The sequence below is a fragment of the Culturomica sp. genome, assembly GCF_003524185.1.
Taxonomy (GTDB): Bacteria; Bacteroidota; Bacteroidia; order Bacteroidales; family Marinifilaceae; genus Culturomica; species Culturomica massiliensis.
Window position 1 is genome coordinate 20,140 of record NZ_DOED01000007.1, and the last position, 26,686, is coordinate 46,825.

21 protein-coding genes are annotated in these 26,686 nt (G+C 43.2%); 13 read left to right on the plus strand and 8 right to left on the minus strand.

Annotated features, from left to right (window positions below; genetic code table 11):
• Window position 1 precedes the first annotated feature (1 nt).
• The gene (gene coaD / locus DD657_RS02460; RefSeq protein ID WP_021987475.1) at window positions 2–493 is read right to left on the minus strand and encodes a pantetheine-phosphate adenylyltransferase; all 492 of its coding nucleotides are present in this window, start codon (window positions 491–493) and stop codon (window positions 2–4) included.
• Between the two features lie 350 nt (window positions 494–843).
• Here coaD and DD657_RS02465 point away from each other — a divergent pair, with 350 nt between their 5' ends.
• Window positions 844–2,691: a biotin/lipoyl-containing protein gene (locus DD657_RS02465; protein WP_021987474.1), complete on the plus strand. Its 1,848-nt coding sequence runs from the start codon at window positions 844–846 to the stop codon at window positions 2,689–2,691.
• A 77-nt stretch (window positions 2,692–2,768) separates the two neighbouring features.
• Complete coding sequence (locus DD657_RS02470; RefSeq protein ID WP_287048347.1) at window positions 2,769–3,683, plus strand: RluA family pseudouridine synthase; 915 nt, start codon at window positions 2,769–2,771, stop codon at window positions 3,681–3,683.
• A 242-nt stretch (window positions 3,684–3,925) separates the two neighbouring features.
• Here DD657_RS02470 and DD657_RS02475 read toward each other — a convergent pair whose 3' ends face one another.
• Both DD657_RS02475 and DD657_RS02480 read right to left on the minus strand, forming a co-directional pair.
• Window positions 3,926–4,330 carry a hypothetical protein gene (locus DD657_RS02475; RefSeq protein WP_021987472.1) on the minus strand — a complete coding sequence of 135 codons (405 nt, stop codon included), beginning with the start codon at window positions 4,328–4,330 and terminating at the stop codon, window positions 3,926–3,928.
• Between the two features lie 48 nt (window positions 4,331–4,378).
• Window positions 4,379–4,951 carry an acyl carrier protein phosphodiesterase gene (locus tag DD657_RS02480; protein WP_287048348.1) on the minus strand — a complete coding sequence of 191 codons (573 nt, stop codon included), beginning with the start codon at window positions 4,949–4,951 and terminating at the stop codon, window positions 4,379–4,381.
• 221 nt (window positions 4,952–5,172) lie between these two features.
• Between DD657_RS02480 and DD657_RS02485 the strand changes: the two genes are divergently transcribed.
• From DD657_RS02485 to DD657_RS02530, 10 genes are all read left to right on the plus strand, one after another.
• Window positions 5,173–5,694, plus strand: a complete 522-nt coding sequence (locus tag DD657_RS02485; RefSeq protein WP_021987469.1) for a C40 family peptidase — start codon at window positions 5,173–5,175, stop codon at window positions 5,692–5,694.
• A 123-nt stretch (window positions 5,695–5,817) separates the two neighbouring features.
• On the plus strand, window positions 5,818–6,384 hold the full coding sequence (locus DD657_RS02490; protein WP_021987468.1) for an RNA polymerase sigma factor: 567 nt from the start codon (window positions 5,818–5,820) through the stop codon (window positions 6,382–6,384).
• A gap of 60 nt (window positions 6,385–6,444) precedes the next feature.
• Window positions 6,445–7,635 (plus strand): FecR family protein, encoded by a 1,191-nt coding sequence (locus DD657_RS02495; protein ID WP_287048351.1) that lies wholly within the window; start codon window positions 6,445–6,447, stop codon window positions 7,633–7,635.
• A 135-nt stretch (window positions 7,636–7,770) separates the two neighbouring features.
• Window positions 7,771–11,379 carry a SusC/RagA family TonB-linked outer membrane protein gene (locus tag DD657_RS02500; protein ID WP_082989246.1) on the plus strand — a complete coding sequence of 1,203 codons (3,609 nt, stop codon included), beginning with the start codon at window positions 7,771–7,773 and terminating at the stop codon, window positions 11,377–11,379.
• A gap of 12 nt (window positions 11,380–11,391) precedes the next feature.
• Entirely contained in the window at window positions 11,392–12,897 is a 1,506-nt protein-coding gene (locus DD657_RS02505; RefSeq protein WP_287048353.1) for a RagB/SusD family nutrient uptake outer membrane protein, read from the plus strand.
• A gap of 25 nt (window positions 12,898–12,922) precedes the next feature.
• Window positions 12,923–13,801, plus strand: a complete 879-nt coding sequence (locus DD657_RS02510) for a zinc-binding metallopeptidase (protein ID WP_021987464.1) — start codon at window positions 12,923–12,925, stop codon at window positions 13,799–13,801.
• A 44-nt stretch (window positions 13,802–13,845) separates the two neighbouring features.
• A complete protein-coding gene (locus tag DD657_RS02515) occupies window positions 13,846–15,153 on the plus strand; it encodes a DUF4302 domain-containing protein (protein WP_068690404.1) in 1,308 nt (435 codons plus the stop codon).
• 15 nt (window positions 15,154–15,168) lie between these two features.
• Entirely contained in the window at window positions 15,169–16,608 is a 1,440-nt protein-coding gene (locus DD657_RS02520; RefSeq protein ID WP_021987462.1) for a BACON domain-containing protein, read from the plus strand.
• A 40-nt stretch (window positions 16,609–16,648) separates the two neighbouring features.
• Complete coding sequence (locus DD657_RS02525) at window positions 16,649–18,997, plus strand: BACON domain-containing protein (RefSeq protein WP_287048355.1); 2,349 nt, start codon at window positions 16,649–16,651, stop codon at window positions 18,995–18,997.
• A 108-nt stretch (window positions 18,998–19,105) separates the two neighbouring features.
• Window positions 19,106–20,542, plus strand: a complete 1,437-nt coding sequence (locus DD657_RS02530; protein WP_287048357.1) for a BACON domain-containing protein — start codon at window positions 19,106–19,108, stop codon at window positions 20,540–20,542.
• A gap of 110 nt (window positions 20,543–20,652) precedes the next feature.
• On the opposite strand, the gene trxA is transcribed toward DD657_RS02530, so the two are convergent.
• From trxA to DD657_RS02550, 4 genes are all read right to left on the minus strand, one after another.
• Window positions 20,653–20,955 (minus strand): thioredoxin, encoded by a 303-nt coding sequence (gene trxA, locus DD657_RS02535; RefSeq protein WP_021987459.1) that lies wholly within the window; start codon window positions 20,953–20,955, stop codon window positions 20,653–20,655.
• A gap of 59 nt (window positions 20,956–21,014) precedes the next feature.
• Window positions 21,015–21,839, minus strand: coding sequence for a PepSY-like domain-containing protein (locus DD657_RS02540; protein ID WP_287048359.1), 825 nt, complete (start codon window positions 21,837–21,839; stop codon window positions 21,015–21,017).
• Between the two features lie 25 nt (window positions 21,840–21,864).
• On the minus strand, window positions 21,865–22,308 hold the full coding sequence (locus tag DD657_RS02545) for a PepSY-like domain-containing protein (protein WP_021987457.1): 444 nt from the start codon (window positions 22,306–22,308) through the stop codon (window positions 21,865–21,867).
• Window positions 22,309–22,579: 271 nt separating this feature from the next.
• On the minus strand, window positions 22,580–23,236 hold the full coding sequence (locus DD657_RS02550; protein WP_118773197.1) for an HAD family hydrolase: 657 nt from the start codon (window positions 23,234–23,236) through the stop codon (window positions 22,580–22,582).
• 296 nt (window positions 23,237–23,532) lie between these two features.
• Here DD657_RS02550 and DD657_RS02555 point away from each other — a divergent pair, with 296 nt between their 5' ends.
• On the plus strand, window positions 23,533–25,425 hold the full coding sequence (locus DD657_RS02555) for an AAA domain-containing protein (RefSeq protein WP_287048400.1): 1,893 nt from the start codon (window positions 23,533–23,535) through the stop codon (window positions 25,423–25,425).
• Here DD657_RS02555 and DD657_RS02560 read toward each other — a convergent pair.
• A complete protein-coding gene (locus DD657_RS02560) occupies window positions 25,409–26,680 on the minus strand; it encodes a sensor histidine kinase (RefSeq protein WP_021987454.1) in 1,272 nt (423 codons plus the stop codon). The two genes, DD657_RS02555 and DD657_RS02560, sit on opposite strands and share 17 nt — an antisense overlap.
• Between the last annotated feature and the right edge of the window lie 6 nt (window positions 26,681–26,686).

Sequence of the window (26,686 nt, forward strand, 5' to 3'; positions counted from 1 at the left end):
ATCATTTACTTTTTTTGTCAAACCTGCATAAATCCTCCGTCTTCAAGCCGGAAGGCAAAAAACGATCTATATTACCTCCATTCATATATATATTGCGGACAATCGTGGAACTGATAAAAGTGTGTTCGGTCGATGTCAAAATAAAAACCGTCTCTATTTCCGAATCCATGGCCCGGTTAGCCTGCCCTACAGCCCGTTCGTACTCAAAATCAGCCGCCGTTCTCAAACCTCTGATAATAATAGGCGCTCCCATCTCTTTACAAAAATCAACGGTCAAGCCGGAATAAGGTTCTACAATAACCCGATCCGTATAAGAGAAAACTTTCTGTATTAATTGCACCCGGCTATCGACATCCAGAAATTCCTTTTTCAGAGCATTCACTCCGACAGCAATCACAATTTTATCGAAAATCTTCAACCCCCGGTTTACAATTTCTTCATGACCGACAGTAAAAGGATCAAAAGAACCGGGAAATACTGCTATTTTTTCCATAATTTAAAATCAAAGGTCGGAAGAGACAAAAAGCCTGGAAAGGATGAACAGCAACATATCCGGCATTTTAACACCTCAGACCGGTTTAAAGATACAAACATAGATAAACAAACGTTATAAACGAAAGAAAAAAAAGAAAAAGTGCCGACAAACTTACAGTTTATAATCTATCTTATCGTTTCAAGAATAAATACTGAAATTTTTCTATAATTTTCTTAGAATTTGATACAATTTCGGATTTTATTTAATAAGTTTGTAGAGTTCTAAAAACAATTATTTTGCCCTCGCCCAATGAACACAGCAGGACAAACCACACAATAAACATCTAACGAATTAATACAGTTATTGTTATGACTAAGAAACTACTGATCAGAGATCTTACGTTACGTGACGGGCAGCAATCTTCTTTCGCAACCCGTATGAATCAACAACAGGTAGACCGGGTATTACCTTACTACAAAAATGCGGGCTTCTATGCCATGGAAGTATGGGGTGGTGCCGTACCCGATTCCGTAATGCGTTACCTGAATGAAAACCCTTGGGACAGATTAGAGAAAATCAAAGCTGCAATCGGCGATGTTTCTAAATTAACCGCTCTTTCCCGGGGTCGTAACCTTTTCGGATACGCTCCTTACACCGATCAAATTATCGACGGATTCTGTAAAAACGCTATTGAATCGGGGCTGGGTATCATGCGTATCTTTGACGCTCTGAATGACGTAAACAATGTAAAGTCAACTGTAAAATACGTTAAACAATACGGCGGTATTGCCGATTGTGCCGTTTGCTATACAATCGACCCCAAATATCCGAAGCTCGGCTTTTTCGATAAGCTGAAAGGAAAAAAGAATCCGGAACCGGTTTTTACCAATGAATACTTTCTGAATAAAGCCAAGGAAATGGAAGCGTTAGGTGCTGATATGATCACGATTAAAGACATGAGTGGTTTGGTGCCTCCTTCCCGCATAGCAGAATTAATACCTTTATTCAAACAAAATCTGAAAGTTCCTATTGATTTTCATACCCATTGTACGCCGGGTTATGGTTTAGGAGCCGTTTTGATGTCTATCATCAAAGGTGTAGACATCGTAGATACCAATATCTGGAATTTTGCAGGCGGTCCTGCAGCTCCGGCTATCGAATTAGTCTATATTTTCTGTAAGAAACTCGGCGTAGAACTGGATATCAACATGGAAGCCGTTGCTCAGATCAACAAAGAGCTATTGGGTATCCGTAAAGAATTAGAAGCTTTCGATGCCGTTAAGCAAATCCCGAATCCGTTCAATCCGCTGACCGATACACTTCCGGCTGAAATCGATAAACTGTTTGATAAAGCCATCCAGGCTGCACAAACGAATGACGAAACAACCTTACTGGATGCGTGTCATGCTATTGAAGCTTATTTCAATTTCCCGAAACCGAACGAATTGGTCAAGAAAGCTGAAATCCCCGGAGGTATGTATACCAACATGGTCGCTCAGTTGAAACAACTGAATTCCATGGATATTCTGGAAAAAGCGATGGAGTTGATCCCGACAGTACGTTTATCTGCCGGTTTGCCTCCTTTGGTTACTCCTACCAGTCAGATTGTAGGTGCTCAAGCTGTAAACTGTGCATTGGACATCAAAGCCGGGAAACCGATGTATTCCAATGTCTCCAACCAGTTTGTCGCATTGGTTAAAGGCGAATACGGAAAAACACCGGTTCCCGTTGATCCGGAATTCCGCTTGAAAATTGCCGGTGTCCGGGAAGAAACCCCTTATGATACCTCCAAATACCAAATGCAGCCCAACCCGACTTTAGCGGAAGCCGGAGGTGTAAAACTGGCTGAAAATGAAAAAGAAATATTGTTGCTGGAATTGTTCCCGCAAGTTGCTAAAAACTTCCTGACCAAACAAAAAGAAGCCCGTTATCAGGCACAACACAAAACCGAAGAAGTAAAACAAGAAACGACTGCGGTTAAACAGGAAGAACCGATCACCGGAAAAGTAGTGGAAGCTCCGATGCCGGGGAATATCTTTAAAATACAGGTAAAACCCGGTGATGCAATAACAAAAGGACAATCTGTAATTATCCTCGAAGCCATGAAGATGGAAAACAACATAGCTTCAGACTACGCCGGAACCGTAAAGCGTATATTCGTTAAAGAAGGAGCCAGCGTTCAGGCCGGTGCCAAATTAATCGAAATCGAAGCTTAACGGCAACTATATGATAAAAAATCCGGTGGAATATTCCACCGGATTTTTTGTTATCTTTGTCCCTCAAAATCCATACTATGAAAACAAGTCGTCAGGGAGCTCGTCGTTCCTCTCCCAAAAATCAAACTTTAGAGGTAACGGAAGAAAATACTTTATTGAATTTTTTACTGCTATCTTTGAATCACCTGAGCCGGACGACGGTTAAATCCCTGCTTGCGCACCGGCAAATCAGTATCAACGGCCGTATGACGACCCAGTTCGATAAGCCTTTGAAAAAAGGAGATAAAGTCACCGTCGGATTCGATAAAGCAAATTTACCGTTCAGCCACCCTAAAATAGAGATCGTATACGAAGACGATTCCCTGATCGTCGTCAATAAAGCAGCCGGCCTGCTGTCGATGGCTACGGATAAGATCCGGGAAAAAACGGCTTACCACATTCTCAGTGAATATGTAAAAAGAAAAAATCCATATCACCGGATCTTTATACTCCATCGTCTGGACCGCGAAACTTCGGGCCTGATGATGTTTGCCAAAAACCAAAATGTTCAGGAAAAATTACAACGGCATTGGAACGAAGCGATCACGGAACGAAAATACGTCGCCGTTGTCGAAGGTAAACCGAAGCAGGAAGAAGGTACCCTAAAATCTTATATATCCGAAAACACGGCTTTAGTTGTACATAAAGCTTCTGCCGAAGAGGGTAAATTAGCCATTACGCATTACCGGGTGTTAAAAAGCAACCAACAATTTTCTCTCCTGGAATTGGAATTGGAAACCGGCAGAAAAAACCAGATCCGGGTACACATGCAGGAAGCCGGATGTCCCGTTAGCGGAGACAAAAAATACGGAGCCCGTTATAATCCGTTGAACCGATTATGTTTACATGCTTTTAAACTCCATTTTATCCATCCGGAAAGCGGGAAAGAAATGACATTCGAAACAGCAATCCCCAAGCATTTTCTATTGCAGGTAAAAAACAGGCAAAGCTAAAAGATTTTGGATTTACGACTTTTGAGTAAACGTATAAAAATTACACACTGGGACGGACTCATTGTGTAATTTCAATTTACAACAAAAGTCTATAATACATTGAAAATAAATCACATAAAGATTACATCATGCTCCTTTTTTTCGTACTGAACCGATTTGGGAAATCCCAATCGACCGATTTAATGCCGGATTTTACTGACAATTTAAAAACAAATCTTTCCAGCATGCTCTAAAACCGGAAATCATAAAACCGGAAAGCCGATTTTCTCTCCTTCAGCCGCTGCATTTTCACGAATATTTTCCGGAGAATCTCCGGTTGCCTGAATAGCGACATTATTTATACGTGCAAACTGATGCCCATTGCGGAAATCCTCATAACGCTCTTCCAGCATTTCTCTGAAAAGCTCTTCCCGATTTTCCGGCGTCGAATCCTCCAATTCTTCCTCCGCCTCTTCCAGCATATCCAATATAAATTCAGCAGCCCAGCTTCCCAACTCTTTTTCTTTATTCCAATCCGGGTTGAATTCGTTCAACAACCGGAATACCTCTTGTAAATATCCGGAATTTCCCCAATCTTCATATACCTGAAGAATTTCTTCATTATCGGCATATTCAGCCAACTCTTTTTGCCAATCGGTCTTATTCATTTGTAGTTAAGATTAAATCCAATATGAGTATCAAAAGTAACAAAAAGTTTATTGTTCCCGGCAGAATTTCCATATTTCCGGAAAAAAATGAGCAAACAATTTTTCTAACTGTCGTTCATGTTCCGTAAAAAAAACAATAGCTTCCTCCGGATCTACCGGCAACTTTTTATATTCTGCCATTATCCGAAGCGATTGCTTCAATCCCCGTAACGAAGCATAACGATTCAGCCTGTCCGTCAGAATAAAATGCCACACGAATCGTTTTATACGTACCGGCAAATAAAAATAATTCCGCACAAGCGACAAATAGAAACGGAACGTAAAGTAGCGAAGTGAAATTCCGGAATATTGCCGGAAATTACGTGCCAATAAGTAATCGAAAAACATATCGGTCATTACCCCCGCATATCTGCCGAATTTCACCTTAGCCAAAGCCACAGCTTGCTTAACATCCGCATGGTGATCCGCAAAATCATCAATCGACCGGTGCAACAAAATTCCCTGTCGGATATGGGCCGGATAATTTTCGTAAGATCGGCCCTTTACGGCATCTCCGATAAAATTACCGACTTGAATTTGTCCGTTTTTTCCCGAAAGCAATATATGAGCCAGATAATTCATACCTAAATTTTACAACAAAAGTAATGTTTAAAATTCTTGATTTACGATTTTTGATTTACGATTCCATGCATTTGGATAGGTTATTCATTTATTTCATACAAATCTCATTTTTCAAAAAAAGTAGTTTTGTATGATCAGTCAAAATCGTACATCTAAAACATCTGTCTTTCAATTTAAAATTTGCCAAAAGGAACGTATATTTGTCGGACAAATAAAAAACAATGAAAACAATCCTGTTTTACACGCTGATTTTCTTTTCACTTTTGACTCTATCCTGTAGCAGTAGTCGCAAAATGACAACTTCCCGGGTATCAACCGCACAACTGTCCCAAAAGCTAGGGTTTAAGGTCACCCGGAAAGATGATCTGAAACTCTATAGTGAAGCTGTAAAATGGCTGGGAGTTCCCTACAAATACGGAGGAAATACGAAAACAGGGGTAGATTGTTCCGGGCTCACCTGCAATATCTACCGTAATGCTTACAACATCAAATTAGAACGTACTGTAGCAGGAATGTATAAAAAAAATTGCCGGAAAATCGGACGTGCCAAACTCCGGCCCGGCGATCTGGTATTTTTCAATACGGCTAAAACACACAAATCTGCCAGTCATGTCGGCATCTTTTTAAAAAACAACATATTTATTCATTCCACGACCCATAGTGGCGTACGTCTCAATACGTTAGACGAAACCTATTACAAAAAGAAATGGATTAATGGTGGAAAAGTAAGAAATTTCCGTTAGGATTTTTAATATAAATTTATTTTATTTGTCTTTCGGTATTTGTGCATATTTATGAAATTTTGTGGAATATCAAAAACAAACAATTTACATTTATAGTAATTATAAGCCTTAACACCGTGTCATATGGAGAACATGACGGAAATATTAGATTTGTTGAAGCGGGGAGAGAAAAAAGGCTTACAGTTACTGTTCCATAAATTTTACAAGCCTTTGGTTATGTATGCCATGAAATATGTACACAGACAGGACGAAGCCGAAGACATGGTACAGGAAGTCTTCATTAAATTCTGGGAAAAAAACAGTTTTATCTCGGTTGCTTCTCAATTGAAAGCTTATCTTTATCAGGCCGTACGGAATCATTGCCTGAACTATCTCGAAAAAAATGCAAATCATCGCCTTGAGAATTCATTTGAACGGATAGAAATTACAGAAGAGGAAATGTCGGAAGAAGCCATTTGGAATCTCCGCATGGAGGAAATATATCAGGAAATTAACAATCTCCCTCCGCGTTCCCGGGAAATCTTTATTGCTATCGTTTTTCATAATAAAAAATATAAAGAAATTGCCGGAGAATTGAATATTTCTGTCAATACAGTAAAAACGATTCTTTCCCGTGCAATGCTTACTCTTAAAAACAATCTGAATAAAAAATCTTATCTGTTTTTACTCTTTATCGCTAAATTTAAATAAAAAATATAAAAATCTTGTCACCCGTTTTTGTTTTTTTCCTGTCATAGGAGAAAAAACAATATGGTAAAAATTCCGTCCTATATTATCTGCTTATTGATTGATTCCCTGAAAGGACGGCTTAATTCGTCCGATTCCCGCCGCCTGCAAAAGTGGTTGGAAACACATCCGGAACATCAAACAGAAATCGGAAGATTAAAAGATACCTATAAAAACACGACGGATGCTATTCGTTTCAAAAATATAGATACCAACAAAGCCTGGGCTACAATCAATTCCCGTACAGTTCCACGTGCCCGATGGAGAAGAAAAGTCATTTTACATCGTTATGAAATTGCAGCGGGGCTTATATTTCCGTTACTGATCGGTATTATTTTACTTCAACATCTAGGAGTGAACGAACAAATCACACCGGCTATCACTGCCGAAACTCCAGAATGTTCGCCGGAGCATTCTACCCAAGCAATATTGGAATTATCGAGTGGAGAACAAATTGTTTTGGATAAATCTGTCAATCAGAAAATTCAGAGTGCCGAGGGTCTCATTGTCGGAATAGACTCCACCAATACCATAGCCATTACACATGCCGGAGATTCGGTTAAAGCATCTGAAAAACCGAACCGTATTTACGTTCCGGTCGGCGGAGAATACAGCATCATCTTGTGTGACGGTACTAAAGTTTGGGTCAATTCCGACAGTCGTCTTACGTTTCCCAATCACTTTTACGGTCCGGAGCGGACCGTTGAGTTAAGCGGAGAAGCTTATTTTGAAGTTTCCAAAAACGGTAAGCCTTTCATCGTCAACACAGGCTCTTCTTCCATACGGGTTTTGGGTACGGCTTTCAATGTATGCAGTTATCACGACGAAAAATCGGAACAAATTACACTTGTAAACGGAGCCGTAAAAGTAAAAGTCGGTGAAAAAAATTACCCACTCCGTCCGGGACAACAACTGATTTCCCGAAAATCATCGGAAAAAGTAGAAATCAAAGAAGTCGATACGGAGTTATACACATCCTGGCGGAACGATTTATTCCGTTTTGTAGACCTTCCGATTGAAGATATTACACTAAAACTCAAACGCTGGTATAATGTCTGTTTCATTTTTAAAAATGAGCAATGCAAAAAATACCGGTTTACCGGCGCTGCCCGAAAAGACGGAGACTTACAGGAACTCTTACGCCGGATAGAGGCAACAAACCCCAATATACAATTCAAAATAAATAACAATGAAATAGAGATAATACAAAAATAAGGAGTGCGCTAACACTCCTCATTCCAGCTAACCAAATGTCTGTTCGTAACAACAGACAATATTACTAACTTCAAAAACAAATGTATGGAAAAAATCCGAAAGCCAAGAGTACTTTCCAGAAAAATTTCGGGAAAGATGCTGCGTGTGACTCAGTTTGTATTTTTCCTGACCTTGGGCCTGACCTTGCAAGTTTCTGCCCATACCTCAGCTCAGGTAGTACACCTCAAAGAACAGGAGCATACCCTGAAAGCCCTTTTTGAGGAAGTCGAAAAACAAGCCGGTTTACTAACCTTTTTCAGTAACAACGAGTTGGATATGTACCGCAAAGTACAGATTGAAAAAGCGAATTTCACGGTAAAGGAGTTATATGACCTCATTTTAAAAGGCACTCATCTTCAAGCCGAAATCACCAGTACCTATGTCATTATCCGGCCCAGTCAAGCCAATCAGCAACAGCAGAAAAGCAATCCGGACGAACGAACAATTACCGGGAAAGTAACCGATGAGCAAGGTGAACCTCTCCCCGGCGTGACAATTATGATCATAGGCACGACCTCCGGAACGGCAACTGACGTCGAAGGGAAGTACACCCTGAAAGTCAGAGCCGGGAATACTCTGAAATTCTCGTTTGTAGGAATGAAAGACCAAACAGTTCGTATTGCCGACAAAAATGTCATTGATGTTACACTTAAACCGGATAGTGAAACACTGGAAGAAGTGGTTGTAACCGGAATGGCACAAATGGACAAGCGACTCTTTACGGGAGCCACCGACCGTTTGTCGGCCGATCAGGTCATCGTACAGGGTTTACCTGATGTAAGCCGGGCTCTCGAAGGCCGTTCAGCCGGTGTATCCGTACAAAATGTTTCAGGGACATTCGGTACGGCACCTAAAATCCGCGTACGGGGAGCTACTTCTATCTATGGAAGCAGCAAACCGTTGTGGGTTGTAGACGGTGTTGTCATGGAGGATGTTGTTGAACTGGGAGCCGACGAACTATCCTCGGGAGATGCCGTTACACTCATCAGTTCTGCAATTGCCGGTTTAAGTGCCGACGACATTGAAAATTTTCAAATTTTAAAGGACGGCTCTGCCACTTCAATCTACGGAGCCAGGGCCATGGCGGGTGTTGTCGTCATTACGACCAAACGGGGCAAAGCGGGCGTAAGCCACATCAATTACACCGGAGAATTATCCATGCGGCTGGTTCCTGACTATTCTACGTTCAACATCATGAACTCCCAGGACCAGATGAGTGTTTATAATGAAATGTATCAGAAAGGCTGGCTAAGCTTTGCCAAAACCTATCGGGCATCGGAAAGCGGCGTGTACGGGAAAATGTATAAACTGATGAACACTTATGATCCGGTATCCGGGACATGGGCACTGGCAAATACACCGGAAGCCCGGAATAAATATTTGCAGGAAGCTGAAATGCGGAATACGGACTGGTTCAATGAATTATTTCGGAATTCACTGACGCAAAATCATTCTATCAGTATCAGCTCCGGTACTGAAAAAGCCAGATATTACGCTTCAATGAGTATATATCACGATCCGGGATGGTCAAAAGCCAGTTCGGTAAACCGTTATACGGCCAATGCCAATGCTTCTTATGACATTTTACCGAATCTTACCCTCAGTCTGCTTACAAACGGCTCTTACCGGGATCAACAAGCTCCGGGAACACTTAGCCAGCAAGTCGACGTTGTCAGCGGAGAAGTAAAACGGGATTTCGATATCAACCCGTACAGTTATGCTTTGAACACCTCCAGAGCGCTGGCGGTAAAAGATGCAAAAGGGTACACTTACTATACCCGAAACTACGCTCCGTTCAACATATTACATGAATTGGAAAACAATTACATCGATCTGAACATGGTAGATCTGAAATTCCAGGGAGAGTTGAAATGGAAAATACGAACCGGCCTGGAAGTCAGCATGGTCGGAGCAGTTAAATACCAGAATTCCTCACAGGAACATCACATCAAAGATCAGTCCAACCAAGCACAAGCCTACCGTGAAATGAGCGATGCGACAATTCGCGACGCCAACCCTTTCCTGTACACCGATCCGGACATTGCCTATTCCTTACCTGTAAGCATATTACCGGAAGGCGGTATCTACAAACGTACCAATTACAAAATGTTCGGGACGGATTTTCGGGCAACATTAAGTTTTAACAAAGTTTTCAACGAAACGCATATTACCAATTTTTTCGGCGGTATGGAAACCAATTCGGTAGAACGTCAAGCCACCTGGTTTATGGGAATGGGATATCAATACGATATGGGAGGTAATCCGTTCTTTAACTACTATGCTTTCAAACAATTGGCTGAAGAGAACGGACAATATTACCAAAATACAAGCACAACTTCCCGCAATGTCGCATTTTTCGGAACAGCCACGTATTCCTACAAAGGAATCTATACCTTAAACGGAACCTTACGCTACGAAGGATCAAACAAACTGGGTAAATCAAGAAGTTCCCGCTGGCTCCCGACCTGGAATATCGCTCTCGCCTGGAATGCACATGAAGAATCATTTTTTGAAAGTTTAAAACCTGCGGTTTCACACCTTACTTTCAGAACATCCTACAGCTTGACTGCCGACCGGGGACCGGCTTCCGTATCCAATTCAAGAGCCATATATACCAGTTACACCCCCTGGCGTCCTTCCTCTACGGTAAAAGAGCCGGGATTGGAAATCAGTTCTTTGGAAAACAGCGAACTGACTTACGAAAAAAAACACGAATTGAATATTGGATTGGACTTCGGTTTTTTAGATAACCGGATCAACCTTAGTAGTGATTATTACACCCGTAATAACTACGACCTGATCGGTTTAATCAACACACAAGGTGCCGGAGGTGAAACCATCAAATACGCCAATGTCGCTTCCATGAAATCGAGTGGATTCGAATTTACCCTTTCGACAAAAAATATCAAACTCCCCAATTTTACCTGGAGTACCGATTTGATCTTTTCCAAAAATAAAAACACAGTGACGAAACTGGATGCCCGCTCCAGAGTTATCGACCTGGTATCCGGTAATGGTTTTGCACGGAAAAACTATCCGGTACGTTCTCTGTTTTCAATGCCGTTCAAAGGATTGAATAAGGACGGTTTACCGACATTCCTGAATCACAAAGGTGAAATTACGATTACGGATATCAATTTCCAGGAACGGGACATGGTTGACTTCCTAAAATACGAAGGTCCGACCGACCCGACAATTACAGGAAGTTTGGGAAATATTTTCACTTACAAAAACCTCAAATTAAACGTTTTTATAACCTACTCGTTCGGCAATGTTATCCGTCTGGATCCGGTATTCAGCAGTTCTTATTCCGATTTGGACGCCATGCCCAAAGAATTTAAAAACCGTTGGATGATGCCGGGCGATGAAGCTCACACCGATATTCCGGTCATTGCCAGTAACCGCCAGGATAAAGACATCAAAAATCTCAGGTATGCATACAATGCTTACAATTACTCGGATGCCCGAATTGCAGACGGAGGCTTTATCCGGATGAAAGAAATATCGCTTACCTACGATTTCCCTCAAAAATTCATCCGCCGGCTCAACCTGAACAACCTGTCCCTGAAAGCACAGGCAACGAACTTATTTCTGCTTTATGCGGATTCGAAACTGAACGGCCAGGACCCGGAGTTTTTCCGCTCCGGAGGGGTTTCTGCCCCGGTACCCAGGCAATTTACATTTACTCTGAGGTTTGGATTTTAATACATACAGATTATGAAAAAGAAAAATATAATTATCCCCCTGCTTTTTATAGCATCGTTGCTGGCCAGTTCCTGTAACGACTTTCTGGATAAGATGCCGGACAACCGGGCAGAACTGACAACAGAACAAAAAATTACCCGTCTGTTGGTATCGGCCTATCCAAGCGCCTCTTTCAGTATGCTGGCAGAAATGATGTCAGATAATACCCAAGACAATGGAACATTATATTCGGCCTATTCCCTGATGGACGAGGAAGCTTATCATTGGCAGGATGTGACGGAAGTAAGCCAGGATTCGCCCCAATATATCTGGGACAACTACTACCTGGCGATTGCTTCGGCAAACCATGCTATAAAGGCTATTGAGGAACTGGGCATGGACAAAAACAGTCCCCAAAAAGGCGAAGCCTTATTGTGTCGTGCCTATGCTCATTTTATCCTGGTGAATTTATTTTGCCAACATTACAATACGGCAACCAGCACCCGGGATATGGGTATTCCCTATGTAGAGGAACCGGAAACAACCGTATCCAAAAATTACGACCGCGGAACCGTTGCCGATGTCTACGCTAAAATTGCCGAAGATATCGAAGCCGGAATCCCCTTGATCGACGACCAAATCTATACCGTCCCCCGTTATCATTTCAACTACAAAGCAGCCTGTGCTTTTGCATCCCGTTTTTACTTATGGTATGAGAAATACGACAAAGTCATCCGATACGCCACATTAGCATTGGGAGAAACACCTGACGAAGTGATGCGGGATTTTAACGGCGACGCAAAAACCTCCGACTGGAACTGGCGAATCAATAATTATGTCAGTGCAGAACTCAACAGCAATCTGCTGCTATTGCCCGCCAAATCCTACTGGCCTATTATACACGGTCCTTATAGCCAGGGAGAACGGTATGGTCACGCCCGTTCCATTGCCAAAACCCAAACTTTCTGGTCACCTGGGTTATGGGGAGAAAACCTGAGTGCCTACAATACGGTTTTCGGCTCTACACCGAAAATGGTATATCCTAAATTAGGAGCTTTTGTCGAATATACGGATAAAGTTGCGGGAACGGGCTTCATTAATCTGGTGTATCCGGCATTTACAACAGATGAAGCTATTTTATGCCGGGCAGAAGCCTATGTCTACCGGCAAGAATATGCCCGGGCCCTTGCCGACATGCAAATCTGGCTGAAAGGACACACGACAACAGGCGGAAGCCTGAGCCTGGATAATATCAAAAACTATTATGCCCAGGATCTTACGACGAAGAAACCGTTGCATCCGAAATTCACCTTAGAGACAGGACTTCAGGAAAGCTTTATCCATTTCATTCTCCATTGCAGACGAATCGAAAATATACACGAAGGATTACGGTGGTTCGACATCAAACGCTACGGTATTGAAATCGCCCACAACCGCCACGGTAAAACGGACGACGTACTGACAACCGACGATCTCCGCCGGGCGATCCAGATTCCGTCATCCGTCATCAGCGCAGGCATGCCCGCCAATCCGAGATAATTACAAAACTTATAACCGAAATAATATGAAAAGAACAGTTATTTATACGCTTCTCCTTTTCTCTCTGGCCCCTCTCTTTTACGGTTGCTCAGAAGACGATCCCGGCGGAAAATCCATTTTCGAGCCTTCGGAAGTAAAACGCACCGAATTTGATCTTTGGCTATTGGACAATTACGTCAATGCCTATAACATCGACATGAAGTATCGGATGGAAGACGTTATATCGGATATGACGTTCAACCTGGTACCGGCCAGTCTGGAAAATTCCATCAAAATATCCAAGCTGATAAAGCATCTCTGGCTGGAAGTTTATGACGAAGTAGCCGGGGTCGATTTCATGCGTACCTATGTTCCTAAAGTGATTCACCTGATCGGTTCTCCGGCTATCGATGCCGAAGCACAAACCGAAGTATTGGGGACAGCCGAAGGCGGATTGATGGTCACGTTATACAAGGTCAATGAACTGAATACGGAAAACATCGACAGTCTGAATTATTTTTATTTCAAGACAATGCATCACGAATTCGCTCACATTCTCCATCAAACTAAAAATTACCCCAAAGACTTCGAGAAAATCACGACCTCCGATTACTCTCCCACAGGCTGGATGAACCGGACAGAAAAAGAAGCCTGGAAAATGGGATTTGTTTCCAAATATGCCAGCAGTGAGCCGCAGGAAGATTTTGTCGAAATCATCGCTATCTATCTAACCAGCAACAATGAAGCCTGGCAAGAAATATTAAAAGGGGCCGGCACTGACGGTAGTGAAATTATCCAGAAAAAGTTCGGTATTGTACGTAACTGGCTGAAAAACTCCTGGAATATCAATATCGACGATCTGCGGAAAGTCGTAGAACGCCGTTCTTCAGAAATCGGCAATATCGATTACGACCTCGACGAATAACGTGAAACGAAACCGATAAATGTTTGTTTACTAAAAGTACTATTATGAAAAAACTACCATACCTGCTCATCTTCGGCTTCCTGTTAGGTTTACAATCCTGTGTACAGGACGAAGAGGATATCTTTAACAAACCGGCAGCAGAACGTCTTTCTGAAGCCCTGCAAGCCTACCAAAAGATTCTGACTGCCCCTGAAAACGGCTGGGTTATGGAATATTACCCCAAAGGCGATTGTTCTTACGGGGGATATACCGTACTACTTTCCTTCACTGAAGAAGATGTAACTGTCGCCTCGGAAATCTCTTCCAGGTCCGCCAAAAGCCTGTATTCATTGAAGGAAGATATGGGACCGGTATTGAGTTTCGATACCTACAACGAGATCTTCCACTTCTTTTCCGATCCCGCTATTCCCGGACTTCCCGGATTAGGCTATGAAGGGGATTACGAATTCATATTCATGGGACAGGAAAACAATGAATTGATATTAAAAGGGAAAAAGACGGGAAATACTTTCCGTATGCATCCCCTGTCCAAAAATCAAAGCTGGGAACAAACGTTGAACGATCTCAAAAGTATCATCCGTACAATTACCCCTCCCGACTACTATGGTTATGGCCTGACAGTAGAAAATACGGAGATATTCTTGACACAGACCGGACGGGCACTGACGACAGAACCCAACGGCAGAAATTTCGAAATTGACTATATCGAAGGCAAGGATACGCTGACAATCAACGCCCCCTTTATTTATACCACCAGCGGTATCAAACTCTACCAACCGATTCAGATCGGCGGAAAAACCCTGCAATACTTTGATTGGTCCGAAATCGAACGTACTTTGGTTTGTTCGGACAACGACGTAAATGCCCGGATTACCTTTGATCCGATGCCCCTCAATAAAAGATTCTGTTACACAAAAGAAGAGTGGTACTTCCACACCGGTATCATGAGTTCTCCCTTCCGGGAAAAATGGAAAGAAGCCGGTGAATTAGTTCAATCAGGACAAGGACTCCGAATTTACCAGGCTTATCTAAGTTACAATGCAGAACTCGAAGCACAGATTCTGAACGTCGTACTCACCGATGGTTATAACCTGTATGAATGTTTGTTGTTGATTTATTGCCGGCCTGTAAAATGGACTGACGATCAACTTGAGATCGAATTCACCGGAAAAGTAGATGATAACGGAAATGCTTTCTACAACTCCGGAGGAGAAGCTATTCTTCAAATGCTAAACGGTAAATACACCATCACTTGTGATAATCCGTCCAAACCGGCCGTGATTATGTTTAAGTCAACTGACAAACAGGATGTATGGTTTCAGTTATCGCTAGAAAAAGTATATAACCTATAAAATTCACATATGAATATGGAAAAAATTAAATACCTCATCCTGATTTTCTGCCTGTTTTTGGCAGCTTGCGATTCGGATGACAACAAAACCGATTCGTCCGAACTGGAAGTTATTTCTTCCGACCTATCCATAGAGGCTGTCGGAGGAACGGGCACGATCGAAGTATTCTCCGCTGGTGCCTGGAGTGCAACATCCAATAAAACATGGTGTACCGTAACCGTTTCAGGCAAAATCGTACATGTGACCGTCCCGGAAAACCCGACTATCTCTTCCCGGATAGCCCTGATTACCATCAAAGCCCCCGAAGGAAATAAAACAATACCGGTATCCCAGCAAGGTTCCATTATTGCTCTTTCCCAACCGAAACTGACTTTAGGTGCTTCGGGTAAAACCAAAAACGTCACTGTTCAGAGCAATCTGAAATGGACTGCCAGCAGCAAAGACAGATGGTGTCATATCTATATCACAGACGATACATTAAAAGTATCCGCCGATCATTATGACAATACGGACCCCCGGACAACACAAATCACATTAAGTGCCGGAAAAAATACCAAAATACTATCGGTATCCCAGCGCAATCAAGGGGATTTCATGCTTGAAAAATGGTCGGATACCGACCTGGGCGCCACCCTTCCGGCCACGGAGGAAAATATGCAAAACCCCGATTATCAACAGACTTGGGGTGACATGTATCAATGGGGACGCAATGTGACATTTTCCAGAGATATTTTACCGTCAGTCGTTATGACAAATGCTTCAATAACTGCGCAAGCCGCCCAGACGATGACGGAATTTATAGGAAGTGAACTAACGCCTTTCGACTGGTTGAGTGACGGGAGTGCAACCACCCTCCCCGCCACCGGAAACTCGTACGTCTGGAAAGACCGTGCGGGTCAGGAACCCTGCCCGGACGGTTGGCGATTGCCTCTCGATTACGAAGCCCGGCAAATATTTCCTTACGGAGAAATAGAAGGACGGTACGTAGTCATTGACCGCTGCACAAATACGGAAGTTTTGGATGCAGCCGGTACGTCTTATACCTGTGTTTCTGTAGGCGACGGTAATTATACCAAATACGCAATTAAAAAATTCGGCACCGAGAATGCCTATGTAATGAAATACGAATGGAAGACAGGCCCCTATAACAACGGTTATCTGAAAGTGACCGAAATCCGGGGAGATGCTTACACCGATTTTACCAACTCAGAGGAAGCCGAAGCTTTATTTTCCGCCAGTGACGAACAAGCGACAAAAATATTTCCGGCCAGCGGTTATCTCTATTGCAACACAGCAACTGCGACTTCTTTAGGTGTCAGTTGTAATTACTGGACAGCTTCTCCCTATAAAGAATACGCCACTTATGTGAGCGCGACGAACTTCCAGCTTCATGTGGACGCATTGTATTGTCCCCGGTCGTTAGGATGCCAGATCCGTTGTATCAAAGCCGAATAATACCCTAAACCTATACTTTCTCACAATTAAATTATCGATTATGAAAAAAACAAATTACAACACAAAAAGTTGGTTTTGTCTGCTAAGTGCATTGACATTACTGCTGGTCATAACCGTAACCGGATGTAAAGACGACGACAAGAGTCCCGATCCTACCCTGGAAATACAAAAGAACACGATGAGCTTCCTGCAAACGGGAGGAAATGACGTTATCGAAATCACAACCAATCAGAACTGGTCATTCAATACTCCCCCGACCTGGCTGACACTATCCGAAACTTCCGGAAAAAAAGATGCTACAGTTACCGTAACTGCTACAGAAAATAAAGATTATGCTCCCCGGGAATTCACCCTTATCGTTACAGCCGGTTCATTGAGCGGACGAGTTGTCGTATCCCAGCCTGGCCTAGACCCGGTATTAAGCGTAAACCCGAAGAATATCGGTTTTGAAGTAGACGGCGGAACAGAAACCGTATCCGTTACTTCCAATGTTACCTGGACGCCCCAATTATCCGATGGTGCCGATAGCTGGCTGACAATTACCGTATCCGAAGATAAAACCGGCATAACCATTACATCGGCACCGAATACGACTGCCGAACAAAGAGAAGCCACCCTGACCCTCGAAGGCAATCAGGAAAAAAGCGATGTCGTTACCATCATTCAGGACGGTCCTGCCAATATGACGATTACGGCATTGCGGGCCCTGGCAGCCAACAGTAAAACGGACTATACATATGTTACCGGACTTGTAACTTCTGACAACACCGGCAAAAATATCGGCGACAACCAAATGATCATACAAGACGGTACCGGTAACGCGATCACCCTGCAATTTACAGAAGAACATAATATCGCACCCGGTACTCAGGTCGATGTATTATTAAACGGAGGCAGCAGAACAACAGTAAACGGCCTGACAACCATTAACAATTTGAAAACCGCTAATATTACCTCTGTACCGACAGCGACAATCACTGTAAACCCGACTGTAAAAACCATCGCAGAGATACTTGCCGGAGAAGCCGGAGACGGTTTGCTGGTAAAAATCGAAAATGTCGAATTCAAAGATATAACTCAAACATACGGCAATCAGCCTATCCTCTGGAACGGAACGGAAGAATTACCTCTCGCTGTAGCCGCGACAGCGACATTCCGGGAACAAAAAGTCGCTGCTAAAAACGGAGCGATTATCGGGCATATCACTAATGCGGAAAGCTGGAAATTAGTATTGAGAAATACAGAAGATACCGAAAACATGACGAATGACAGACTATATGACAAATCCCGGCTCAAATTAAGCATTGTCAGCTACGCGTTCGGAAACCAGGGAGGTAAACTTCCGGTCGACATTACAACAGATACCGATATCACCTGGACGGCCACGGTGTCCGCAGGTGCCGCCTGGTGTACATTACAACCGGCAACCGGTTCGGGTTCAGGTTCATTCATTGTCACTACCGAAGCCTATTCCGGTGATAACGAACGTACGGCAACCGTTACCGTAACAGCTCCCGATCTCGACCCGGTAACTCTTGAAATCATACAGACTCCGACAGCCAAAAGGGAATTTGTCCTGTCCAGGTGGTCAAACAGCAATTTAGGTGCAAAATTACCGGCAACGGAAGAAAATATGTCAGGTCCTGACTACAAAGACACCTGGGGGATGTATTACCAATGGGGGCGAAATGTCGGATTCCCTCATTCCGGAGCTGAAACCACGATTGCCGCCAATGAATCAATTACGGCAGAACAAGCACAGGAGATGACAGAATTTATTACCTCAAACGGCGACTGGCTGACCAACCCGGGATCGGAAAGCGTATGGAACGACCGGGCAGGCTCCTATCCATGTCCTTCCGGTTACCGGTTACCCAATCAAATGGATTTATTACGTATCTATCCTTCTTCGGAAGACAAAGGGACATTCAGCAATTCCCAGAGCGTCGTTGTCTATGAACGCCTGGAAGACAGACCCGGAGTACCCGACCGTACCTTATACGTTTATGAAGGAAACTCTAAAATCTACGCGATAAAGAAATTTGAAACGGCTGATGCATACATACTTCGTTTCGAAATGCTGGGAGAAGTAGGTAAAAATCTATACTTGAAAATTACTGAAATTCTAGCAGATGAAAATACCGTATTCGACAATGCAACAGATGCAGAAGCCTTATTTGCAGAAGCCACAGAATCTGAAGTCCGGATATTCCCGGCAGCCGGAATGTTGAACATGAGTGACGGAGCAACCTTACTGGCTCCGGGTGCTGCCGCCTGGTACTGGCTTGATAAAAAGATGCGTTGCATGTATATACTCAACACAACACGCATCAATGAAGCCGGGGCAATCTGCGGCTATGCAACACCGTTACGTTGCATTATGGAATAATACCGAAATATTCCGGGAACCCAAACAATGAAAACGATCAGGAGTCGGTAAAGCTTGCTTTACCACTCCTTCTCCCGGATTTTATGACACGATTTTAATTTGAAGCATATGAAACTAATAAGTTATATAATACTGTTATTCACTTTATTTCTAACAGGATGCGACTCGGATGACAATACGGGGAAATCCATTCTGGATTTAGGAATTCAGGATATTTCGTTTGAAGCGAACGGAGGAAGCCGGGAGGTTTCCATCAACCTGAACGGTAACTGGCAAGCCGTATCCGACAAAAGCTGGTGTACAGTAGGGAAAAACGCTAATAAACTAACCCTGACAGCTCCCTTAAACCTAACAATAGCCACAAGAACGGCTGTAATCACAATAACCGAAGGAAACGGTGAAGGTACATTTACCGTTATTCAAGCCGGTTCGAAATTTGATATTTTCCCGGAAAAACTTTATGTCCCTGCCTCCGGAAAAGGTGTACCCATTGCCATCAAGGGAAATGTAGAGTGGGAAGCCCAAGCGGATGAAAGCTGGTGCCACCCGGTAGCGCAGGGAGATACCCTTATGATCTCCGCCGATACTTACAAAGACGAGCAAAAAGCGCGTTATGCAACCGTTACGGTACAGGTCGACGGCCAGAATGCAAGGATCATTCCGGTCATTCAAACTCATTACAAAGATTTCAATCTTGAAAAATGGTCAGATACGAATGAAGGAGCAACTCTCCCTTCCACACCGACCAACTTATCCGGAAAACAATTTAAACAAGCCTGGGGGAATTATTACCAATGGGGCAGAAATGTGGAATTTCCTTGCGAAAATGTAACAACAGTCACAACAATAGCCGCCAATTCCGACATTACAGCAGCCCAGGCCCAGCAAATGCCGGAATTCATTACTCACGTGGATGATTGGTTGTGTGACGGTAGCCTTACCACTAAACTTCCCACTCTTGAAAATACATACGGCTGGACAGACCGGTCCGGTAGCAATCCTTGCCGGAATGGCTATCGTCTGCCTTATGATTACGAATGTTTACGGATATTCCCCGGTGATGAGATTCTATTTAAAGACAAGGAACGGAGGGAAGGTAAGGATGTTCTCGATATCATAGGCACGGAATACGACTATGTATCCATTTCTGACGGAGCATCGAAGATTTATATCATAAAAATGTTCGGGACATCCGAAGCTTATGTTATACGGTATGAATTCAAAGGCATATCTTCCTACAACAGCTGGATCAGACTTACAGAAATAAAAGGAAATGCCGACACTGATTTTCAAACCGCAGGAGAAGCGGAAAACCTGTTTACAAACGCCACAAGATCCGCCGAGCTTTGTTTTCCGATTTGCGGAGTACTTTGGGGGGAAAACGCCGAAGTTGCCAGTCCCGGTACCAGCGGTTATTGGAACAATACTCCGTCCTATGAATACAAAACGGCAGCCAATGCGTATGTGCTTTCCAACATAGCCGTCAGCTACGCCACCTCATACAGACGTTCACTGGGATGTATGATACGAGGGATCAAAGAATAACCGGCCGGACGGTTATGCCTTGGTTAAACACCGAGTTTTCTCCGGAATGTTAGACATATTTAGGCTAAAAACGAAAATACGGGATAGTAATTATCCCGTATTTTCAAACATTATACATATTTCTCAAGTACATTTTTCAACTGTACCGATTGCATAACTCCGCTTTGCCTCCAAACCATCTCCCCTTTCTTAAAGATCATCAGGGTCGGTACAGATTGAATCTGATGATTCATAACCAATGCCCGGTTTGCCTCTCCGTCTACATCTATCGTAATAATATGGATTTTATCTCCCATATCCTTTTTCAACTCTTCGAGTATCGGGTGCATGGCTTTACACGGACCGCACCAGGTAGCAAAAAAATCCACCAGCACCGGTTTATCACCTTTTATTAATTCTTCAAATTTCCCCATAGCTATTTTGATTTAGTTTTCTATTTATACTCAATAGCCCGGGGCAGGGTTACATCCGATCAAGGCAATACCGTTCCGTCCTCGCTCACTCTGACATAAATATCCCGTTCGCCTTGCTCCAGTTCAAAGAGGTAATAAGAACCGTCGGCTGCACTTTCAATAAAATCAATGTCGTCGATCCGGTAAGCGGCATACTGTGTACGAATGGTTTCGAGTACAACAGCCGGAACATCCGATTGCCGGACCTCCCATTCGGTATATAACCACTGGTTCTGACTGTCAAATTTTACTTCCTTATACCTATTGTCATGGTAAATATCGACTTCCAGTATACCTTTTTCAATTTCATATTCAACAATCCGGGCACCGGCATAATGTGTATTTAAATAATCCGTTACAGCCTGAGGCAAACCGGCAGAAGGTACATGGCTCCCGTCGTCGCCCACAACGGTTTTTACCAGAGTGCCGTTCTCCGTATAATACAAATCCACCTCTTGCTTGCCTTGTTCAACCTCGATTACATAAACCGTTTCCATTCCGGCCCGCTCGAGCATATCCACGTCGTCAACATGCCATTGTGCATATTCACCGGCAGCAAAAGCCGTTTTAATGGCCTCCGGTAAAGCGCTGAAACGGATATCACTTTCCGTCATATACCAATTACCGGTATTATCAAACCAAGCTTCTTTTTCTACTCCGTTTTCATAGAATTCTGCTACAACATAATTTCCCTTCCGCTCCCACTCTTTGGGTGTAATACCCGGATATTTCTGCTCGAAAGCGCGGGTCACCGGCTCTTCCGGTTTATAATGATCGTCATCATTACTACAAGCCACAAATGGCAAAGAAAAAATCAAACCTAAAATAAATAATACAGTTTTCATATCCTTAGCGTTTATTGGTTAATAATCAATCGTCAAACCTGACAAATACTTGCGCAAGATTAAATTTCAACTCCAATCGGTTTGCCAGTTTCACCTCGTAACCGTTTTTGTCTTTATCGATACTCCATACAGCTATACCGGAAAAGTTCTTTGACAGATAATCTGCGATTTTAGCCGGGAGAACAGACACCGGCAAAGCGGTTTTATGCCCGTCGATTTCTTTCCACTGTCCGTTTTTATCAAAATCCAGATCAAAACCGTTCGTCAGAATGACATCGTACTGATTTCCTTCCCAGAACTCCTTTTCAATCTTAATATGAGATACGCCTGTAGCCGGAAAATGTTTACGTATAAACTCCCGGGCCGTTTGAGGCAATTGAAGGGTATCGGTCGTATACACTTTCTTATCGGCAAAAACTGCCTGTACCAAAAATAAACTGACTACTATCAGAAAAAATACTCTTTTCATATCGTTTATATTTTAAATTTACGATACAAAGAAAATATAGAATTTGGGAAACATTTGGGAATAGAAATATTTTTCCGGAAAACTTAGTAAGTTGCGATTTCGGATTTACGATCGGGTTAAAATACGATTTGGCAGAGCACTTCGCTGAAATGAGAACAGATTCATTTCAAACAAATCAAAAATAATAATCCATTGAAACAGAATAGCCAAAACCCTATAAATCTGTGAAATCAGCGGGATCTATAAAAAATGCGAATCCGAAACGGACAATTTATTCCCCTATATACTTCAGTATATCCTCCGGCCGGTTCACAATATGAACGGCACCGTTATCCATCAGTTCCTTGCAAGGACGAAAGCCCCAGGTGACTCCTATAGGAGTGACTCCGCTATGGATTGCCGTTTGCATATCTACACAGGAATCTCCGACATAAAGCGTATCGTCTTGGCCGGCCCCTGTCGTTCCCAATATTTCATTTACGATAGCCGGGTCCGGCTTAGCGGGAACTCCTTCGCGTTGCCCCAATACGACCTGAAAAATTCCCTCTCCGAAATAAGTACGGATTAATTCCCGCGTAGCATCCTGATATTTATTCGATGCCACTGCCAGCATCAATCCACGGTGCTTAAGTTCTTTCAACAACTCCGGAATTCCCGGATAGGGTTTGGTTTTATCCATCATATGTCCGGAATAATAGGCAACGAACTCGGCCCGGACATGCATAATTTCGTTTTCCGTACGTGCATCTTCAGGCAATGCCCGCTCTATTAATTTCGTAATACCGTTTCCCACCATATAACGATAGTCCTCCGTTACATGTTCCTGATAACCGAATTTCCGCAAAGCATAATTGGCACTGACTGCCAAATCCTCCAGAGAATTCAATAATGTCCCGTCCAAATCAAATATTACTAATTTCATTTTCATTACCATTTAAAATCAAAAGAACCCGATTGACAAAAGTAACGATTTATTGCTGCAATTTGTTCCGCAAGCGACCGGAAAAGTTTTAATCTGCCAAAGCGTATTGCTCAATTCCGGATTCAGGTAACACGTCTTCTCCTGCTCCGGTCGACAAATCCGGTCCGGAACCGTAAAAACCGAAATAAACAAAACGATTTTATTCAGAATAAAAATACAAATCCACCGGTTGTTCCTTTTTTCTCTTTAATCTTTTTCATTTCAACTGAAAGTCTGTAATTTTGCCGATACATAAACAACCGATGAACAACCGTACCCTCCCTTCCTCCCTGGCTGAATTACAACAGCAATACCGTCTATTGGAACAGGAATACGCTTATGAAAAAGAAAGCTACCTCCAAAAATCCAGAACGGGAGGGATTTTACATAAGATACGGCAGGGGTTCTGCTGGTATCCGGTCGGAGCCGGACGTAACTATTACAATTCATTGAACCTGCCGGTCATCGAAATTACAAAAGAGAGTGATGATGACACGGAACATAATTTCGAATACGGGCGTCCGGTTTGTTTTTTTACGCCGGATGCAGCGGGAAACCAACGCTACTTCAATTTCAACGGTACAATCAGCTATGTAGACGGCAACCGCATGGTCGTGGTTTTACCCAATACCTCAGTGGCCACAACATTGCAGCAATGCACGGATTTAGGCATACAACTTTATTTCGACGAAACGACATACAAAACCATGTTTGCAGCCCTGAACGAAGTGATGCAGGCTAAAGACAACCGTTTGGCAGAGCTTCGCGAAATTATATTGGGCAAACAAACGGCTTTTTTCCGGAATATACCGCCGATGCGCTTCCCCTGGCTCAACCGGAAACAAGAAGAAGCCGTCAACCGGATTCTTTATACCAAAGACACCGGTATCGTTCACGGTCCTCCCGGAACGGGGAAAACCACTACGCTCGTCGAAGCTGTATATGAAACATTACACAAAGAAAATCAAGTTCTGGTCTGCGCCCAAAGTAATACAGCCGTCGACTGGATTGCCGAAAAACTGACAGACCGCGGAATTCCTGTTCTTCGGATCGGAAATCCGACGCGAGTCAATGACAAAATGCTTTCTTTCAGCTACGAACGTCGTTTCGAAGCACATCCCGATTACCCCGAATTATGGAAAATCAGAAAGATGATCCGGGAAGCCATCGGCATAATACGTAAAGCAGAAGGACAACATCGCAAAATACAATACGACCGTTTGCTCCAGCTACGTCACCGGGCTACCGAGCTGGAAATCGGAATCGACCGCGATTTATTTGCCGAAGCCAGAGTAATTGCCTGTACTCTGGTCGGAGCTGCCAACCGTTTACTGGCAAATAAACGTTTCAGCACCCTCTTTATCGACGAAGCATCACAAGCCCTGGAAGCAGCCTGTTGGATTGCAATAAGCAAAACCGAACGGGTCATTTTTGCCGGCGACCACTGTCAGTTACCACCGACGGTAAAATGCCCCGAAGCGGCACGAGGCGGGCTCGAACAGACATTAATGCAAAAAGTGGTCCGACGTCAGCCATCGGCCGTAACCCTCTTACAAACCCAATACCGTATGCATGAAGCCATAATGGCTTTTCCTTCCCGTTGGTTTTATCACAATCGTCTGGAAGCTGCACCGGAAGTAAAACACCGAAGCATTCTCGAGTATGATTCGCCATTGGTATGGATAGATACCGCCGAACCGGAAGCAGCGGAAGAAACTGCGGGAGACAGCATGAGCCGCATGAATAAAAATGAGGCTGCATTACTGATCGAACACCTCCGGACATATATTGAAAAAATCGGGATGAGCCGTATTCTGGAAGAACGAATCGATTTCGGATTAATTTCTCCATACAAAGCACAGGTATACTATATCCGAAGACTCCTCAAAGCCGACCGTTTTTTCAAGCCTTTCCGGTCTCTGATTACAGTAAACTCCGTAGACGGCTTTCAAGGACAGGAACGCGATGTCATTTTTGTCAGTCTTGTAAGGGCAAATGAAGCAGGAAACATCGGTTTTTTAAATGATTTGCGCCGCATGAACGTTGCCATAACCCGTGCCCGCATGAAACTCATTATTCTGGGAAATTCCACGACACTCACCCGACACCCGTTCTACCGTTCTCTTTTCGAATACATCACTACCTATTCCTTCTGATACAAAAATGATGACGCCCGTCATAACGATAATCTATCCGTAAACCATACATATCCGTTATCGATTTAACGATGGCCAAGCCTAAGCCTGTCGATTCCTTTTTACCTCCTGCATGATAAAAACGCTGAAACACCTTTTTATCGTCGAGAGGTCCGTCAACAGCATCATTAGCAAACCGGACCTCATCAACCGTAATTCCGATATTCACAGCCCCGCAATCCGGACTATGGACAATCGCATTTTTAAGTAAATTCGTCATTAAAACAACAGACAGCATTTCATTCATCTGACAGCTAAACACGCCTTCCTCCTTTATTTCGATCCGGATATTCCGGTAAGCATAAATATCTTTAAAATCATCTGCCGCTCCATGCAATATTGTATTAAATACCACATTTTTAACCTCCGTATACTGACGATTTTCAATACGGGACAACAACAACAAAGATTTATTCAAACGAATAATCCGGTCGAGAGTTTGATGTATATCTCCGATTTCATTCAGCAACTCTTCCGTACAAGCCGGACTCTCTGCCAATAACTCCAGTTTATTCCGGCAAATGGCCAAAGGTGTCTGCAATTCATGGGAAGCATTTTCAATAAATCGCTTCTGCTCATGAAATACGGTCTCATTCCGCCCGGCCATCTCTGCGATTGCCTTATTCAAACGCCTGAATTCCGTTACCCGGGTTTCGTTTACCAAAGGTGTATTGGGTTTACCCACCGTAAAATTATCCAGCCACCCCATCAAAGCATAAAATGGCCGGAAACTTTTCCGGAACATCCAATGGGAAACAAATAAAATACAGATGACCACCGCAACATACAAATAAACAATCGACCATAAAATCGATTCCAGCATATCATCTTCCTCTATAATGGAGGTCATGATCGTCAACTCGTAATACTGTCCGTTTTCCGTCTTAAAAGCAGTTCTCAACAATCGTACAGGCTCATCGTCCATTTCATACTCATTAAAAGCCTCCGTCGTCTCAAAATGCTCCCGATAATGTTTACCCACGTCAGCAGGAATCTCCGTAATATAATAACGGGTAAGAATATCCGTATGACTGCGCGGTATGTCTGCATCCCGCAACATCTGTTTGATAACGATCTTTTTATAATTTTTCAGGCTATCGTCCGTCTCGTCGTACACCTCGTCTACAATCTGAAAATAGAAAAATACCGACCAGAAAGCCATAATTATTAAAACGACAATTGCCAAACGTCCTATTGTATAGTGAATCAGTTTCATACTTAA

Bases quoted from the DNA above. Each gene is read 5' to 3' on its own strand.
- coaD (WP_021987475.1), bottom strand. From the start codon at position 493: ATGGAAAAAATAGCAGTATTTCCCGGTTCTTTTGATCCTTTTACTGTC.
- DD657_RS02465 (WP_021987474.1), top strand. From the start codon at position 844: ATGACTAAGAAACTACTGATCAGAGATCTTACGTTACGTGACGGGCAG.
- DD657_RS02470 (WP_287048347.1), top strand. From the start codon at position 2,769: ATGAAAACAAGTCGTCAGGGAGCTCGTCGTTCCTCTCCCAAAAATCAA.
- DD657_RS02475 (WP_021987472.1), bottom strand. From the start codon at position 4,330: ATGAATAAGACCGATTGGCAAAAAGAGTTGGCTGAATATGCCGATAAT.
- DD657_RS02480 (WP_287048348.1), bottom strand. From the start codon at position 4,951: ATGAATTATCTGGCTCATATATTGCTTTCGGGAAAAAACGGACAAATT.
- DD657_RS02485 (WP_021987469.1), top strand. From the start codon at position 5,173: ATGAAAACAATCCTGTTTTACACGCTGATTTTCTTTTCACTTTTGACT.
- DD657_RS02490 (WP_021987468.1), top strand. From the start codon at position 5,818: ATGGAGAACATGACGGAAATATTAGATTTGTTGAAGCGGGGAGAGAAA.
- DD657_RS02495 (WP_287048351.1), top strand. From the start codon at position 6,445: ATGGTAAAAATTCCGTCCTATATTATCTGCTTATTGATTGATTCCCTG.
- DD657_RS02500 (WP_082989246.1), top strand. From the start codon at position 7,771: ATGCTGCGTGTGACTCAGTTTGTATTTTTCCTGACCTTGGGCCTGACC.
- DD657_RS02505 (WP_287048353.1), top strand. From the start codon at position 11,392: ATGAAAAAGAAAAATATAATTATCCCCCTGCTTTTTATAGCATCGTTG.
- DD657_RS02510 (WP_021987464.1), top strand. From the start codon at position 12,923: ATGAAAAGAACAGTTATTTATACGCTTCTCCTTTTCTCTCTGGCCCCT.
- DD657_RS02515 (WP_068690404.1), top strand. From the start codon at position 13,846: ATGAAAAAACTACCATACCTGCTCATCTTCGGCTTCCTGTTAGGTTTA.
- DD657_RS02520 (WP_021987462.1), top strand. From the start codon at position 15,169: ATGGAAAAAATTAAATACCTCATCCTGATTTTCTGCCTGTTTTTGGCA.
- DD657_RS02525 (WP_287048355.1), top strand. From the start codon at position 16,649: ATGAAAAAAACAAATTACAACACAAAAAGTTGGTTTTGTCTGCTAAGT.
- DD657_RS02530 (WP_287048357.1), top strand. From the start codon at position 19,106: ATGAAACTAATAAGTTATATAATACTGTTATTCACTTTATTTCTAACA.
- trxA (WP_021987459.1), bottom strand. From the start codon at position 20,955: ATGGGGAAATTTGAAGAATTAATAAAAGGTGATAAACCGGTGCTGGTG.
- DD657_RS02540 (WP_287048359.1), bottom strand. From the start codon at position 21,839: ATGAAAACTGTATTATTTATTTTAGGTTTGATTTTTTCTTTGCCATTT.
- DD657_RS02545 (WP_021987457.1), bottom strand. From the start codon at position 22,308: ATGAAAAGAGTATTTTTTCTGATAGTAGTCAGTTTATTTTTGGTACAG.
- DD657_RS02550 (WP_118773197.1), bottom strand. From the start codon at position 23,236: ATGAAAATGAAATTAGTAATATTTGATTTGGACGGGACATTATTGAAT.
- DD657_RS02555 (WP_287048400.1), top strand. From the start codon at position 23,533: ATGAACAACCGTACCCTCCCTTCCTCCCTGGCTGAATTACAACAGCAA.
- DD657_RS02560 (WP_021987454.1), bottom strand. From the start codon at position 26,680: ATGAAACTGATTCACTATACAATAGGACGTTTGGCAATTGTCGTTTTA.